The sequence below is a fragment of the Paraburkholderia sp. MPAMCS5 genome (genome assembly GCF_036016995.1).
GTDB lineage: Bacteria > Pseudomonadota > Gammaproteobacteria > Burkholderiales > Burkholderiaceae > Paraburkholderia.
The window spans coordinates 453,139-468,375 of record NZ_JAYXBK010000001.1 but is presented as its reverse complement, the minus strand read 5'-3'; the positions used below and the strand labels follow the sequence as shown (position 1 = coordinate 468,375).

The 15,237-nt window shown below is 63.7% G+C and carries 12 protein-coding genes; 4 read left to right on the top strand and 8 right to left on the bottom strand.

What is annotated here, in order from left to right:
* Nucleotides 1-38 precede the first annotated feature (38 nt).
* Nucleotides 39-629, top strand: a complete 591-nt coding sequence (locus tag VOM14_RS02205; RefSeq protein ID WP_327627017.1) for a BPSL1445 family SYLF domain-containing lipoprotein — start codon at nt 39-41, stop codon at nt 627-629.
* 261 nt (nt 630-890) lie between these two features.
* Nucleotides 891-2,378: a SulP family inorganic anion transporter gene (locus tag VOM14_RS02200; protein ID WP_327627413.1), complete on the top strand. Its 1,488-nt coding sequence runs from the start codon at nt 891-893 to the stop codon at nt 2,376-2,378.
* 150 nt (nt 2,379-2,528) lie between these two features.
* Here VOM14_RS02200 and VOM14_RS02195 read toward each other — a convergent pair whose 3' ends face one another.
* Nucleotides 2,529-3,068, bottom strand: a complete 540-nt coding sequence (locus tag VOM14_RS02195) for a YbaK/EbsC family protein (RefSeq protein WP_327627016.1) — start codon at nt 3,066-3,068, stop codon at nt 2,529-2,531.
* 199 nt (nt 3,069-3,267) lie between these two features.
* Between VOM14_RS02195 and VOM14_RS02190 the strand changes: the two genes are divergently transcribed.
* Both VOM14_RS02190 and VOM14_RS02185 read left to right on the top strand, forming a co-directional pair.
* A complete protein-coding gene (locus VOM14_RS02190) occupies nt 3,268-4,584 on the top strand; it encodes a YihY/virulence factor BrkB family protein (protein ID WP_327627015.1) in 1,317 nt (438 codons plus the stop codon).
* 437 nt (nt 4,585-5,021) lie between these two features.
* Nucleotides 5,022-6,185, top strand: a complete 1,164-nt coding sequence (locus tag VOM14_RS02185; protein ID WP_327627014.1) for a porin — start codon at nt 5,022-5,024, stop codon at nt 6,183-6,185.
* Between the two features lie 136 nt (nt 6,186-6,321).
* On the opposite strand, the gene VOM14_RS02180 is transcribed toward VOM14_RS02185, so the two are convergent.
* The 7 genes from VOM14_RS02180 to VOM14_RS02150 form a co-directional block, all read right to left on the bottom strand.
* Nucleotides 6,322-7,191, bottom strand: a complete 870-nt coding sequence (locus VOM14_RS02180; RefSeq protein WP_327627013.1) for a proteasome-type protease — start codon at nt 7,189-7,191, stop codon at nt 6,322-6,324.
* A gap of 143 nt (nt 7,192-7,334) precedes the next feature.
* Nucleotides 7,335-8,135, bottom strand: coding sequence for a transglutaminase family protein (locus tag VOM14_RS02175; RefSeq protein WP_327627012.1), 801 nt, complete (start codon nt 8,133-8,135; stop codon nt 7,335-7,337).
* A 10-nt stretch (nt 8,136-8,145) separates the two neighbouring features.
* Nucleotides 8,146-9,096, bottom strand: a complete 951-nt coding sequence (locus tag VOM14_RS02170; protein ID WP_327627011.1) for an alpha-E domain-containing protein — start codon at nt 9,094-9,096, stop codon at nt 8,146-8,148.
* A gap of 139 nt (nt 9,097-9,235) precedes the next feature.
* Entirely contained in the window at nt 9,236-10,645 is a 1,410-nt protein-coding gene (locus tag VOM14_RS02165) for a circularly permuted type 2 ATP-grasp protein (protein ID WP_327627010.1), read from the bottom strand.
* 382 nt (nt 10,646-11,027) lie between these two features.
* The gene (locus tag VOM14_RS02160; RefSeq protein WP_013590705.1) at nt 11,028-11,480 is read right to left on the bottom strand and encodes an HU family DNA-binding protein; all 453 of its coding nucleotides are present in this window, start codon (nt 11,478-11,480) and stop codon (nt 11,028-11,030) included.
* 494 nt (nt 11,481-11,974) lie between these two features.
* The gene (pdxR, locus tag VOM14_RS02155) at nt 11,975-13,450 is read right to left on the bottom strand and encodes a MocR-like pyridoxine biosynthesis transcription factor PdxR (RefSeq protein ID WP_327627009.1); all 1,476 of its coding nucleotides are present in this window, start codon (nt 13,448-13,450) and stop codon (nt 11,975-11,977) included.
* 98 nt (nt 13,451-13,548) lie between these two features.
* On the bottom strand, nt 13,549-15,090 hold the full coding sequence (locus VOM14_RS02150) for a peptide MFS transporter (RefSeq protein WP_327627008.1): 1,542 nt from the start codon (nt 15,088-15,090) through the stop codon (nt 13,549-13,551).
* Nucleotides 15,091-15,237: the final 147 nt, after the last annotated feature.

Sequence of the window (15,237 nt, the reverse complement as noted above, 5' to 3'; positions counted from 1 at the left end):
AAGAGAACCCGCCTCGATAACGTAAAAGGACAATTATTATGCGCAGACGACAATTCATCACGACAGCCGGCGCGGCTTTCGCCACCGCAGGTCTGGGCCTTGCCGGTTGCACCACCACGTCGCCGTCTTCGAACGCGTCGGCCTCGTCCAATGCGAACAAGCGCGACACCATCAATGCGGGTGTCGACTCCACACTGTCGCGTCTGTACGCGAACGTCGGCGGTTCGCGCGAACTCGTGGCCAAAGCGCGCGGCGTACTGGTGTTCCCGTCGGTGATCTCCGCGGGATTCTGGGTCGGCGGTCAATACGGCGAAGGCGCACTGCGCGTGGGCGGCCACACGAGCGGCTACTACAGCACCGTGGCCGGCTCGTTCGGCCTGCAGATCGGCGCTCAGTCGAAAGCGCTCATCTTCCTTTTCATGACGCAGGAAGCACTCGATAAATTCCTCGCGAGCCAAGGTTGGGCAGCGGGCGCGGACGCGACCGTGGCCTTGCTGAAGGTCGGCGCAAACGGCGCAATCGACACCTCGACCGCAACCAGCCCGGTCGAAGCATTCGTGCTCACCAACGGCGGCCTGATGGCCGGCGTCTCGCTCGAAGGCACGAAGGTTTCGCGTCTCGTCATCTGATCCTGGGGCGATTCGAGCCTCTTCGCCACGCAGCCGCTTCGCGGACTGCGTGGCTCCGCGTTTCTTCCGACACCGACTTGTCTGCTCGCATGACGCGCGACGGGTTGCGCGTGTCGCCGGTCAAAATGACTGAGCTGCTGTAAAATCCACCGCTTTCGCAGACTTCCGGCCACTTAAACGCCTCAGGCCGGAACGCTCACATTGCCCGGCCAACGGCATCGTCAGATGCAACGTTCGCCGCGGCAAACCACCTCGCTCAAGATGAATACCGCTAGCCCCACTCACGGTTGGCCCGCCAGGCTTTCCGGCATCCGCGGCAATGTGCTCGCGGGATTGACCTCGTCGTTCGCGCTGGTGCCCGAATGCATCGCCTTCGCACTGGTCGCGCACCTCAATCCGCTGATGGGCCTGTATGGCGCATTCTTTATCTGCACGATCACCGCGCTGTTCGGCGGCCGGCCGGGGATGATTTCGGGCGCGGCCGGTTCGATGGCGGTCGTCATCGTCGCGCTGGTCGTGCAGCATGGCGCGCAATATCTGCTCGCCACGGTGATACTCAGCGGCATTCTCATGATGCTGTTCGGCGCGCTGCGGCTCGGCCAGCTGATCCGCATGGTCCCGCATCCGGTGATGCTCGGCTTCGTCAACGGCCTCGCGATTGTGATCGCCACCGCGCAGCTCGCGCACTTCAGGCAGAGCACGCCGCAAGGCGAGCAATGGCTGCACGGCAGCGCGCTCGCGACGATGTTCGGCCTCGTCGCGCTGACCATGGCAATCGTGTATGTGCTGCCGCGTATCACGCGCGCCGCGCCGCCCGCGCTGGTGGCGATCGTCGGCGTGGGCGTGTTCGCGCAACTGCTGCACGTGCCCACGCGCACGCTCGGCGACATGGCGCACATCGCGGGCGGCCTGCCCGGCTTCGCGATGCCCGACGTGCCGCTGAATCTGGACACGCTCTATGTGGTGTTGCCGTATGCGGTGCTGATGGCCATTGTCGGCTTGCTGGAAACGCTGCTGACCTTCAATCTCACCGATGAAATCACCGAAACGCGCGGTCAGGCGAATCGCGAATGCCTCGCGCTGGGCGCGGCGAATATCGCGTCGGGTCTGTTCGGCGGCATGGGCGGATGCGCGATGATCGGCCAGACCATGATCAACCTGAATTCGGGCGGCCGCTCGCGGCTGTCGGGTATCGTCAGCGGCGTGATGATCCTGATGTATATCCTGTTCCTCTCGCCGCTGATCGAGCGCATTCCGCTCGCGGCGCTGGTCGGCGTGATGTTCGTGGTCGCGCAGCAAACCTTCGCGTGGGGCTCGTTGCGCGTGCTCGGCAAGGTGCCGCGCAACGACGCGCTGGTGATCGTCGCGGTCACCATCATCACGGTGTTTTCCGATCTCGCAATTGCCGTGTTGTGCGGCATTGTGATCGCCGCGCTCAACTTCGCGTGGCAGCACGCGCGCGAAATTCACGCGCATGTCGAAGAGCGCGCCGGCGACAAAACCTACGTGCCGCGCGGCACGCTGTTTTTCGCTTCCACCACGCGGTTTCATGAGCTTTTCGATCCGCAGCAGGACCCGCAGGATGTCACGATCGACTGCAGTCATTTGCTGCTCGCGGATCATTCGGCGCTCGCTGCGTTGCAAGGTCTTTATGACCGTTACCGAAAGGCCGGCAAGCAGTTGCGTGTGGAAAACCTGTCGGAGCGCAATCGGCGCTTGCTGAGCCGCGCGGGCGTCGGCTTCGCTTGAGATGGGTTGCGGCGTTGGCGCTTGGGTGTTGATGCTGCGGTGATCGTGCTGCGGTGTTTGCGATGCGGTGTTTGCGATGCGGTGTTTGCGATGCGGGCGTCAACGCTGCGGCGTTATCGCCATCCGGCGCCCGAGCGCCCTCACGCACACTCACTCCCCAGGCAGCGTCATGGCAGCCACTTCGCAACGCGGCCACGCTCGCAACACGTGCGGCGCGAGCAGCAGTTTCGCCGCGCGAACGCCCGCGCCCATCACGACCTGCGCGCGCTCCATCACGGCGGCGTCGACGAGAATGCGCCAGTTCTCCGGCAAGCCGAATGCCGTAATGCCGCCGAATTCCATGCTGCTCAACTCGACCGCCGCCTCGCGCTTCGCAAACGAGAGCCGCTGCGCGCCAAGCGCCGCCTTCACCGCGCCGTTGATGTCGAGCCGCAGCGAGCCGAGCGAAACGAGCGCCGCATAGTGCTCGCCGCCGTCTTTCCTGTAGCGCACCACGATGGTATTGGCGCAGTCTTCGAGGCCGAAGCCGTAGCGCGCGCTGAAGGCGGCGGTGTCCGACGCGTCGTCGGTGACGGAGAAAACCGTGATGCCCTCGGCCGGCAACTGCGCGAGAACATGCGAGGGCAAACACGCGGCGAGTTCGTCCGCGGGAATCACATCCAACTGCTTGACGGCTTCGTGCGAATGCATGGCGATCGATAAAAATAGATGAGGGGAGCCATCGCATTCTAGCGGCATGCAGGCTCCGGCGCGCGGCTCCGAACCCAGGCGCGCTTGCTATAGTGACAGGCACAAGGTTTGCGAAAGGCTGTGAGGCGGAAACTGCGGCGCGCGGCCTGTACAGGTCGCCTACGCGGTTTCCGGCGCCCTACCCATCGAGACTACGACCATGGACATCGACACGCTTTCCGCCGAGAACCTCCAGCACGTCGCTCGCAAGCAGGCGAACTGGGCAATCGGAGCCTTCAGGCAGTTTTCCGACGACCGCTGCACAGCGATGGCCGCGAGCATCGCGTTCTACGCCGCCTTTTCCCTTGCGCCGACGCTCGTCATGGTGATCGCGGTGGCCGGCTGGTTCTTTGGCGCCGAGGCCGCGCGCGGCGAACTGTTCGACCACATTCATGGCCTGCTCGGCGACCAGGCCGCGGCAGGCGTGCAGACCATCGTGGAGAACGCGCATCACAGCGGCAGCGCGGGCGGCATCGCGGCCATCATCTCGTTCACGATGCTGGCAATCGGCGCGTCGGCCACATTCTCCTCGCTCAACAGCGCGCTCAATGTCGTGTGGCCTAACACCGGACCGCGCACGTCGAGCGTGATCGCGCTGGTGCGCGTGCGGCTGATTTCGTTCGGGCTCGTGCTCGGCGTCGCGTTCCTGCTGATCGTTTCGCTGGTGCTCGACACGGTGATCACCTTCATCGGCAAATGGCTGTGGGGCGACTCGCCTTATGTGGTGATCGGCAATCTGCTGCAACTCGGCGTCGGCCTGCTGGTGCTCTCGCTCGCGTTCGCCGGCCTGCTGAAGTTTTTGCCTGATGCCAAGGTGCGCTGGCGCGATGCGCTGGTTGGCGGGATCGTCGCGGCCGTGCTGTTTTCGGCGGGCAAGAAGCTGTTCGCGCTGTATCTCGCGCATGCCGGCATGGCGAGTTCGTTCGGCGCGGCGGGTTCGCTCGCGCTGCTGCTGATGTGGCTGTATTTCTCGGCCGCCGTGCTGTTGCTCGGCGCGGAATTCTCGGCCGCGCGCGGCCGTCTGCGCGACCCGCGCGGCGGCGGCGGCATGCAGCCCGACGCGCCGCCGGGAAGCCGCGCGAAACTCGCGTCGCTGCTGGCGGCGTCGACGGTGCCGGCGAGCGTAGCGTTGCACGCGGAGGACCACCCATTTGATCATCGCGCGCCGGCTGCCGAGGGTTCTATTTTCGCGCGGCGGCGCGGCGCGTCGTCGTCGGTTGGGGAGTTACGGCGATTGCAACTGCGCGAGAAGATATTGACGCCGGCGACGGCGCTCAAAGTCGGCCGCTCGGTGGTATCGGCCGAAGCGCAAGCGACCCGCCTCGCGGCAGTCACGCTGCTTGGCGCGAGCCGCCAGGCGGTCGCGGCGGATCGCTATGTGCGCAGACATCCGTGGAGGTCGGTGGCGTTCGCGGCGGCGGCCGGCCTCGCGGCGGCGGCAGTGGCGCGTCACGGCCGGGACGGCGGCGCGCGGTGAGCGTGAAGCCGCGCGGCGGGCTAGTTACATCGGCTACTTACATTTAGGGGCCGCGCCGGAGCGCGTCGCTGGAATATGGGCAAATCACAATCGGCAATGCGTGTCTAGCCTGCTGTTCGGCCAACTTGCAGCGCGCCGCCGCGCGACACGCCAAAATCCGCCCCCAATATTTAGACGACTTTATTACATTATACTTACCACTAAGTGTTGAAATGTGGCGGAATGAAGCCGGCACTGTCAACGAAACAACAATAATGAGAATGTCACGAATTACCGTTGCGAAAATAGAAACAATCCGCGCCGCTCTTTAAATACAGGGGTTTGCGGGGATTGTCAGTTTTTGGCGACACTCTTTTTTTTCCAGTTATTGCCGATTGACGGCGTGAGCTATTCTCCTTTCCGCAACAAGTAAACTAATCATCTGCGTGGAGAAATGGATGAAACGAATCGCACTGTCGACCCTCTCGCTGGCGCTTCTGGGCGCTACCGGCGTCGCACACGCTCAAAGCAGCGTGACCCTGTATGGCTTGATCGATGAATCGATCCAGTTCGCGCACAACACCGTTGACACCGCAGGCGTCAACCGTAACCAGATCGGTCTGGCCGCAGGCAACCTGCAAGGCAGCCGCTGGGGCCTGAAGGGCACCGAAGATCTGGGTGGCGGTCTGAAGGCGATTTTCCAGTTGGAAAACGGCTTTGATCCGAACACCGGCAAGCTCGGCCAAGGCAGCCGCATGTTCGGTCGTCAGGCGTATGTCGGCTTGACGGGCCAGCAGTGGGGTACGGTCACGCTGGGTCGCCAGTACGATCCGGTGGTCGACCTGGTTCAACCGCTGACGGCTGACAACTACTTCGGTTCGACGTTCACGACGCCGGGCGACGTGGACAACAACGACAACTCGTCGCGCACGAACAACGCTGTCAAGTACACCTCGCCGGTGTGGGGCGGCCTGCAGTTCGAAGGTATGTACGCATTCGGCGGCGTCGCTGGTTCGACGGGTTCGGGCCAGACGTGGTCGGGCGCGGCAACGTATGCAACGGGTCCGTTCAGCATCGCAGCCGGCTACTTCCGCGCGGACAACCCGCACACGAACGCACCGCTGCGTTCGGGCTGGGGCAGCACGTCGGACGGCACGTTCGACAACCAGATCAACCCGTACTCGAGCGCCAAGTCGATCGGCATCGCTTCGGTTGCTGTTCAGTACGTGACGGGCCCGTTCACGGCTAACCTGCGTTACAGCAACGCACAGTACAAGCCGGACGCACAGTCGGGCTTCGGTTCGACCGAGAAGTACAACGTCATTGGCGCATACCTGGGTTACCAGGCAACGCCGGCAATGCTGGTTGGCGTTGGCTACATCTACAACAAGGCTAGCGGCGACGCGAGCGCAACGTATCACCAGGTTTCCCTGGGCGGCGACTACAACCTGTCGAAGCGCACGGACATCTACCTGGTCGGCGCATACCAGCACGCAAGCGGCAATCAGCGCGCTTCGAACGGTTCGCTCGTCAACGCAGGCGCGGCAATCGGTTCGTACGGCTACAACTCGGCTTCCGCTTCGCAAGAAGTGGTCAGCCTGGGTATCCGCCACAAGTTCTAAATGGACTTGATGAACTGCTGAAGCACACGCAGTTCAAAACCAGCCACGGGCGCAAGCCGGTGGCTGGTTTTTTTTCGTCCGCTGGTTTTGCGTCGAGTACAGATGCCTGTACGCAGCGCGCGCCGAAGCGCGCCTACTACCGCTGCGCCTTGCCCTTTTCCGCCTGCGCCAAAGTCTGCGCGGGTTTCGCGTCGAGTTCGTGTTCGATGCCGTCCGCGCCCACCGGCGCGCGATGCAGCACGAGCGCGCCCGCGCGCTGAAACAGCGGCACATGTGGCGATTCATGCCAGTCGGGATCGGGAATCTCGCCGAAAACCTGACGCAGCCGCTCGCCCCAGGTGCGATGAATCATCTGGTAGTACGCGTTGTCCTGATCGATCGAGACGAAACGCGTGACGCGCAGCGCGTCCTTTTCGTAGACCAGCAGATCGAGCGGCAGCCCGACGGAGAGGTTCGAGCGCAGTGTCGAGTCCATCGAGATCAGCGCGCACTTCGCGGCTTCGTCGAGCGGCGTGGACGGCGTCAGCACGCGATCGATAATCGGCTTGCCGTACTTCGCCTCGCCAAGCTGGAAATACGGGTTCACCGCCGACGACTCGATGAAGTTGCCCGCCGCGTAGATCATGAAAAGGCGCGGCCGGTTGCCGGCGATCTGCCCGCCGAGAACGAAGCTGCAATTGAAGTCGACGCCAAATTCCTGGAGCGCCTGCGCCTCCCGCTGATGCACGGTGCGCACCGCGCGGCCGATGACGCGCGCGGCGTCGGCCATGGTGGGCACCTTCCAGAGCGTGGGCTGCGACGCATCGGCCGGTTCGGAAAGCTCGTGCAGCACCGCCTGCGTGAGCGACAGGTTGCCCGCGCCCAGCAGCACGAGCATGCGTTCGCCCGGTTGCTCGAACACCGACATCTTGCGCGCGGTGCTGATGTGATCGACGCCCGCGTTGGTCCGCGTGTCCGAAAGGAATACGAGCCCTTCGTCGACGGACATCGCTACGCAGTAAGTCATAAGGAAAGGTACCCGCAAAAATCGACTGAACGGCGCTATTGTAATGCCGCGCGCAGGCGCTTCCGCGCCGCGCCTACATGTCCATTACGGCCTTCGCGGGTTCCATCTGAATAGCGGCAACGCCGGCACGCGCTGCGGGCCGCCTACTGCGACACCTGCGCGCTCACCATCACCGCCACGTCCATCTTCTCTTCCCGTCCGCCGATCCGCCGGCCGCGCACCGGCGCCGCGGCCTCGTAATCGCGCGCGACCGCCAGCCGGCAGTAGATTTCGCTGGCAAAAGCCGCATGCGTGACGTCGACGGAAACCCAGCCTGTGCCGTCGAGCCACACGTCCACCCACGCGTGGCTCGCCGCGTGCGGCACGTCGCCCGGTTCGATATAGCCGCTCACGTAGCGCGCCGGCACGCCGCGCGCCCGGCAGCACGCGAGCATCAGATGCGCGTGATCCTGACAGACGCCATTGCCGAGCGCGAGCGCCTGCGCCGCCGTGCTGCTGACTTCCGTGATGCCGGGGTTGTACTGCACGCGCTCCACGATCCGCTCCGACAGTGCGATCAGACTCCCCGGACTCGCGAGATCCGGCACCGATCCGGCCAGTTCGCGGATCGCCGGATCGGCTTCCGTGAGACGCGTCGCGCAGGTGAAATGTTCGAGCGGAATCGGGCCGGCTTCGTCGCGAAGACGGCCGTCGTCGAGCGCAATCGTGTCCACCTCGCCCGACACGTGCAGACGAATCTCGCTATGCGGCTTATTGATCACGAGCGTGTGCAGCGCGTTGCCGTAAGCATCGACGGTGGAGTCGAGCTTGCCCGGCGCGTCGATGCTCCAGCGCCGCACGATCTGCGAGGCGCCGCTTGCCGGCGTCAGGCGCAATTGCTGGATCGAATAATGGACCGTCGCTTCGTAACGATAGGACGTGTCGTGGCGGATCGTCAGATACATAAGCACCCCGTCAGGCGACTGGCAGCATGAGATAGGTACGCGCGACGAGATTACCCAGCTCGAACACGCGAGCGAGGAACTGCGTCAGATAGGCGTGCAGGCCGGCTTCGAAAATCTGCCGGATGTCGGAGTACAACAGCTCGGCGCGCAGCTTGCCGGCAAAACGCTCGCATTGATTCGAACCGGGCGTGCGCAGCATCGCGAGATTCGCGCAGACGCCTTCGAGCGAGGCCAGCAGCGAACGCGGCATCTGCTGGTTCAGAATCATCAGCTCGACCACGCGCGCGGGCGTCACGACATCGCGATACACCTTGCGGTAGATTTCGAGCGCCGACACCGAACTCAGAATGGAAGTCCAGTAATAGAAGTCTTCGAGCTGGCGCGCGGCGTCGCGTGAATTCGGCTCGACGTTGGCAAAGCGCACGTCGAGAATCCGCGCGGTGTTGTCAGCGCGCTCGAGGAACGTGCCGAGTTGCGTGAAGAAAAACGCGTCGTCCTGCAATGCGGTGCCGATCGTCACGCCGCGCGAAAGATGCGAGCGGAATTTGACCCATTCGAACAGCGCGCCCGGATTCGCCGCGGCCTGGCCGGAGGCAATGTGCTCGTTGAATTCGAGCCAGGTATCGTTGATGGTCTCCCACCATTCGGTCGTCAACGTGCCGCGCACCGCGCGCGCATTCTCGCGCGCCGCATGCAGGCACGAGTGAATACTCGACGGATTGGTTGCGTCCGCCACCATGAAGTCGAGCACGTGTTCGCGCGTCGGCTCGTCATGGCGTTGCGCGAACGCTGTTTCGAGTTCGGAGATGCGCAGCACCGAACGTTGCGCGCGCGCCTCCTGCTCGGGCGTCTGCGGCAACAGCAGCGCCTTGAGGTTGATGTCGAGCATGCGGGCGGTGTTCTCCGCGCGCTCCATGTAGCGGGCCATCCAGAAGAGATGATCGGCGGTGCGGCTTAGCATGACGCGTTCCGTATCTGATGACGCGAGGCTCCATGAGGTCAGCGCTCGCGCCGGTTATCCGTATGCGCCGGCTTCGCGATGCATGCGCCGGCGCGCCGGGTCGTGTGCGCGCTGGCTCGCAGCCGCGCACGCAACCGCGTCAGTCGACCATCCACGTATCTTTGGTCCCGCCTCCTTGCGACGAATTGACGACGAGCGAACCTTCCTGCAACGCGACGCGCGTGAGTCCGCCGGCGACCATCGTGACGGTCTTGCCCGACAGCACGAAGGGACGCAGATCGATATGACGCGGCGCGATGCCGGCTTCCACGAAGGTCGGACAGGCGGAAAGCGCGAGCGTCGGCTGTGCGATATACCCCGCGGGCCGTGCGATCAGGCGCTCACGGAAGGCCTCGATCTCGGCCTTCGTCGAAGCCGGTCCGACGAGCATGCCGTAGCCGCCCGCGCCATGCACTTCCTTCACGACCAGTTCCGGCAGATGCGCGAGCGTGTAGGCGAGATCGTCGGGCTTGCGGCACTGGAACGTGGGCACGTTGTTGAGGATCGGCTTCTCGCCCAGATAGAACTCGATCATGTCGGGCACGTACGGATAAATCGATTTGTCGTCGGCAATGCCGGTGCCCATCGCGTTCGCGAGCGCGACGCGTCCCGCGCGATAAGCGGTCAGCAAGCCGGGCACACCGAGCGCCGAATCGTTGCGGAACGCGAGCGGATCGAGGAAGTCGTCGTCGACACGGCGATAGATCACGTCGATACGTTTGGGCCCTTGCGTCGTGCGCATGAACACATAGTTGTCGTCGACGAAAAGATCCTTGCCTTCCACCAGTTCCACGCCCATCTGTTGCGCGAGGAAGGTGTGCTCGAAATACGCGGAGTTGTACATGCCCGGCGTGAGCACGACGACGACCGGATCGTCGACGCCTTCGGGCGCCACCGAGCGCAGCATATCGAGCAGAAGATCGGGATAATGCGCGACCGGCGCAATGCGGTTCTGCACGAAGAGCTCGGGGAAAAGCCGCATCATCATCTTGCGGTTTTCGAGCATGTAGGAGACGCCCGACGGCACACGCAGGTTGTCTTCCAGCACATAGAATTCGCCGCCGTCGCCCGCGCGCACCACGTCGACGCCGGCAATATGCGCGTAAACACCGAGCGGCACATTGACGCCCTGCATTTCCGGCCGGTATTGCGCGTTGGTATAAACCTGAGCGGCCGGCACGATGCCGGCGCGCACGATCTTGCGATCGTGATAGACGTCATGGATAAACAGATTGAGCGCCTGGACGCGCTGCCGCAAACCCGCTTCGAGCGTCTTCCATTCGTCGCGCGGAATGATGCGTGGAATCAGGTCGAATGGAATCAGCCGTTCAGTGCCGGACAAGTCGCCGTTGACCGCGAACGTGATGCCGACCCGGCGAAACAGCAGATCCGCTTCCGCGCGTTTGCGCGCGATCGCTTCGTTGCCCTGCTTCGATAGCCACCGCTCGAAACGCGCATAGTGTGGCCGCACGGCATCGTCATGATGATGCATCTCGTCATAGCATCGCATGTCACGCCTCGCTCTTGTTGTCGGATAGAAGGCGAATGCGCTGCGCATTCGGTATTCGACGTTCGTTCAAGCAAGCGCTATGCCATTGAGCTTTAGCGTGCGAACCACGGAAGACCTGCACACGGACAGCGCATCTTGGCGGACAGCGCATCGCTGTCATCGTACTGCGGCGATATTCGATGCGCTAGTACGGTGCACCCGCAGCACCATGGAAGGCACCGCGTCGCGTTGCGCGAGCCGTGACGCGCGCAATGGGTGCATAAAAAAATCCCCGTGGACACTGTATCCACGGGGATTCCGTATGACGTGCAATGCGACCGGCTTAAGCGCCTGGCAACGTTGGTTGCATCAAGCGGCGCCCTGAGCCGCGCATGAAGCGCGCTTAGCCTGCTGCGGCGTCCTTCAGCTTCTTCAGCGCGCGTGCCTTGATGCGCACGCTAGCCGGCTTGGCCGGGAACCAACGCTCTTCGCCCGTGAACGGGTCTTTGCCAAAGCGCTTCTTCTTCGCCGGCACAGCTTGCACGACGATCTTCAGAAGACCCGACAGCGTGAATTCGCCAGCGCCCTTCTTGTGAACCGCGCCGAGGATCGTGTCTTCGAGCGCGGCCAGGACGGCCTTGGCAGCCTTCGGTTCCACAGCGGCGCGTTCTGCGACGTGTGCAGCCAGCGAGGCCTTCGTGAAGGTGTCCTTGATCGGCGACGGTGCGCCGGACGCCTTCACGGCGACCTTCTTAGCTGCGGGAGCTTTCTTCGCAGGGACTTTCTTTGCAGCAACCTTCTTGGTCGGTACCGGGGCAGCAGCCTTCTTGGCCACCTTTTTTGCGGAAGTCGGCATGTTTCTCCTACCTGTTGTGGTCAGTGAATTGCACAAAGCGCACACCGCATGTGCACGCTTCAACGCCGGATTCTACAAGCGCTCATGCGATTTGCGCGACTCTTTTATGTATAACAGCACGTGTTTGTTGCGCGGCGCAGACTGCGCCACACGTTTTGATGCTTGTTTCAGGGCCTAAAATGTCCCGACGACGTCGGCAACACCCACACGTAAAGTGCGTTACAAGCGGTTTCAACGCATGAATTACGGGACATTCTGCGCGGAGCGGCTCATCGGCAGCGCTCTTGCCGGGTTGTTTTCGGCGGCTCTTTGCACGCCGCCGACGCGAGCGCGATCGCACGTGTTTTCCGTGATATGCGCCAGGGTGGCCGCGAAAGCAGCACTCGGGTAACTCCGTATCGGCGGCGGCAACGGCTATCAGGCGTGTCGTTGCAGAACGCGCTGTCTTGCGCACGGTGCGCGTCGAGAAAGCATTCCGTTAGCGGCGTGTCTTTCTATGAAGCCAGGCGCGGCAGGATACTCGCGAGCTTTTTGAGCGCCGTGTCGATCTGCTGCTCGCCGATGTTGCCGTAGCCGAAAATCAACCCGGCCTGCGGCTTCACCCGCTGATGAAACGGCGCGAGCCCATACAAGCCGATCGACGCCGCGCGCGCCGCGCTCACCACGGCTTCTTCCGTCAACGGCGCTCGCAGACGCGCCGCCATGTGAATGCCGGCCGTCGGCACGATTGGCTCGAACCACGGCGCGAGACCGCCTTGCAGATGGTCGAGCAGCGTCGCCCGCCGCGCCGCGTACGTCTTGTGCATGCGCCGCAGATGCTTGGCGAAATCGCCGTTGAGCATGAACGACGCGAGCGCGGTTTGCGTGAGCGTGCAGCCATGCCAGTCCGCGATCTGCCGCGCCTTGACGAGCGGCACGTAAAGCGAGGCGGGCGGCACCACATAGCCGACTCGCAACTCCGGGAAGATGGTTTTCGAAAACGTGCCCACGTACGCGACGAGTCCGGCGCGGTCGAGACTTTTCAGCGGCTCCATCGGCCGGCCTTCGAAACGGTACTCGCAGTCGTAATCGTCTTCGATGATCACGGCGCCGCGTTTCTGCGCCCATTCGAGCAGTTCGACGCGGCGCTCCAGACTCATCGGCATGCCGAGCGGAAACTGATGCGACGGCGTGACGTACACGACCCGTGCATTGTCCGGCAGCTTGCCGACCACGAGACCTTCGCTGTCCACCGGCACGTGCGCGACGCGCGCGCCGGTCGCCATGAAGCACGCATGCGCCGGCGGATAGCCGGGATCTTCGATGGCCGCCACTTCGCCCGGCCCGAGCGTGATGCGTGCGAGCAGATCGAGTGCGTGCTGCGCGCCTTGCGTGACGATCACCTCTTCCCAATTGCTCGACACCGCGCGATTGAACGCCAGGTAGCGCGAGATCGCGAGGCGCAGTTCCTGCTCGCCGGCGGCTTCGCGATAAATGCCGGCGCCGCGCGCCTGCGCACGCAGCGCATGATTCACGCAGCGGCGCCACACGTCGAAGGGAAACAGCGTTCTGTCAGTCGCGCCGCCGATAAAGTCGTACGGCGACGGCACCGAAGGCCGCGGCGGCAAGCTCTCGGGCATCTGCTCCCACAGCGGCAACGCGCGCGCCGCATCCTTGCGCCTGATCGTCGAGCGATCGCGCGACGCTTCGGCTGCGCGCGCATGCGGCGAGCGCTCGACCGGCAAACGTTCGAGACCATCGGCGACGAACGTGCCCGAGCCGGCCCGCGCAGTGAGATAACCCTCGGAAAGAAGCCGCTCGAACACGTCGAGCGTGGTTTTGCGCGACACGCCCAACTGCGTCGCGAGATCGCGGGTGGACGGCAACCGCGTGCCGCCCGCGAGACGTCCTTCGAGTATGCCGGCGCGCAACTGTCGATAGATCTGCCCGGACAGGTCGTGATGTCCTTCGACAGCGATGTGGATTTCCATTTCTGACTGGCTACCTTATGTGTCCGCGAAACCGTCGTTTCGCAAGGCCAATGGCAACCGTCAGCTTACCCTCGCCGCCGCCCTTTCGCGCGCTTCGTTTATTCCGCGACAGCGCCGCTCGGCGCGCCGGCATGTTTCGCGTTGCCGCGCGCTTCGTCGCTAAGCCGCTGATGTTCGCTCGACAGCTTGCGCATGAGCGGCAACAGCAGCACGGCGACCAGCGCGCCGACGGCCGCGAGCCAGCCGAGGCCCGTGAAGAGCTTCGTATAGAGCGGCAACGATTCGAGCGGGTCCATGTCGCCGGCCGGCATCTGCGCGAAATTCGCCACGACGCTGCCCAGATACTGCGAGACGCCGGTGGCCACGAAGTACGCGCCCATCATGAAGCCGCTCATGCGCGCGGGCACGTAGCGCGCGATCATCGCGAGCCCGAGGCCGCTCACCAGCAACTCGCCGAGCGAATATAGCCCGTAGCCGCCGACCATGAACCACGACGACACGCGCCCGTTCACCGCATAGCGGCCGCTCGCCGCATAGACGAAGAAGCCGGCCGCCACCACCGCGAAGCCGACTGCGTACTTGACCGCGACGGGCACGTCCTTGCCGCTTTGCGCAAGCCGCGTGTACAGCAGCGCGAGCAACGGGCTCAGCAACATGATCCAGATCGGATTGAGCGCCTGGAATTGCGCCGCGCTCCACGTGAAGAGCGTCGCGCCGAACAGCGAAAAGCGCGGATCGACATTGCGTAGCGCGAACAGCGTGAGCGAGGTCGACATCTGCACATAGAACACGAAGAACAGGATTACCTGCGCGGTGAGGATCAGCGCGGCCACGAGACCCGCGCGCTCCGAGTGCTCGCATTTGAGCAGCATGTAGCCGAAAATCGCCAGGATCGCGACGCCGGCGGTGTACACGCAAGCCACCGCAATCGCCTTGTGCTGCAGCACGAACAGCGTTGCCGCACCGAGTGCGATGCCGCCGAGCACGACCGCGCCGAAGCGTTTCCAGCGCATCGGTTGCGCGTCCGGCGCGGTGCCGATATGCGCGAGCGTGCGGAACATGACGAAGTAATTCGCCACCGACAACAGCATCCCCGCGCAGCAAACGGCGAAGGCCGTATGCCAGCCCCAATGGTCCTTGATCCACGGCGTGGCGAGCATCGACACGGTCGAGCCGATATTGACCGCCATGTAGTAGATCGTGAACGCGCTGTCGATGCGCGCGTCGTCGCCTTCGTAAATGCGTCGCACGAGATTCGCCGCGTTCGCCTTGAAGAGGCCGTTGCCCACGACGATCACGCCGAGCGACGCGTACATCCACGCAAGCTGGTCGTTGGGCAGCGCCAGCATCAGATAGCCGGCCGCCAGCACGGCCGCGCCGAATATCATCGTGCGGCGCGCACCGAGAACCTTGTCGCCGATCCATCCGCCAATCGACGGCGACGCGTACACGAGCGCAGTGAAGGCGCCCCAAGTGAGCGTGGCGCGGCTGTCGGCGAAGTGGAGCTTGTCGATCATGAACAGCACGAGCAACGCGGCCATGCCGTAGTAGCCGAAGCGCTCCCACATCTCGATCAGAAAGATCGTCGAAAACGAACGCGTCTGCGAGACGCGTGCGGTTCGGCCATTGGATAAATTCATTCTTGCATCTCCTGTTTGTATTCACCTGGCATCGCTGCGGACACTTCGGAAAGTTGCAGCAGCCTGGGATGAATCGGCCGGTGGTTTTTTCCGAAAGCGTCCGCCGAATCGGCAGAACGGCACGTTGCTTCTGGCAACATAGCGTGT

Coding starts and splice junctions, on each gene's coding strand:
- VOM14_RS02205 (WP_327627017.1), top strand. CDS start 39: ATGCGCAGACGACAATTCATCACGACAGCCGGCGCGGCTTTCGCCACC.
- VOM14_RS02200 (WP_327627413.1), top strand. CDS start 891: ATGAATACCGCTAGCCCCACTCACGGTTGGCCCGCCAGGCTTTCCGGC.
- VOM14_RS02195 (WP_327627016.1), bottom strand. CDS start 3,068: ATGCATTCGCACGAAGCCGTCAAGCAGTTGGATGTGATTCCCGCGGAC.
- VOM14_RS02190 (WP_327627015.1), top strand. CDS start 3,268: ATGGACATCGACACGCTTTCCGCCGAGAACCTCCAGCACGTCGCTCGC.
- VOM14_RS02185 (WP_327627014.1), top strand. CDS start 5,022: ATGAAACGAATCGCACTGTCGACCCTCTCGCTGGCGCTTCTGGGCGCT.
- VOM14_RS02180 (WP_327627013.1), bottom strand. CDS start 7,191: ATGACTTACTGCGTAGCGATGTCCGTCGACGAAGGGCTCGTATTCCTT.
- VOM14_RS02175 (WP_327627012.1), bottom strand. CDS start 8,135: ATGTATCTGACGATCCGCCACGACACGTCCTATCGTTACGAAGCGACG.
- VOM14_RS02170 (WP_327627011.1), bottom strand. CDS start 9,096: ATGCTAAGCCGCACCGCCGATCATCTCTTCTGGATGGCCCGCTACATG.
- VOM14_RS02165 (WP_327627010.1), bottom strand. CDS start 10,645: ATGCGATGCTATGACGAGATGCATCATCATGACGATGCCGTGCGGCCA.
- VOM14_RS02160 (WP_013590705.1), bottom strand. CDS start 11,480: ATGCCGACTTCCGCAAAAAAGGTGGCCAAGAAGGCTGCTGCCCCGGTA.
- pdxR (WP_327627009.1), bottom strand. CDS start 13,450: ATGGAAATCCACATCGCTGTCGAAGGACATCACGACCTGTCCGGGCAG.
- VOM14_RS02150 (WP_327627008.1), bottom strand. CDS start 15,090: ATGAATTTATCCAATGGCCGAACCGCACGCGTCTCGCAGACGCGTTCG.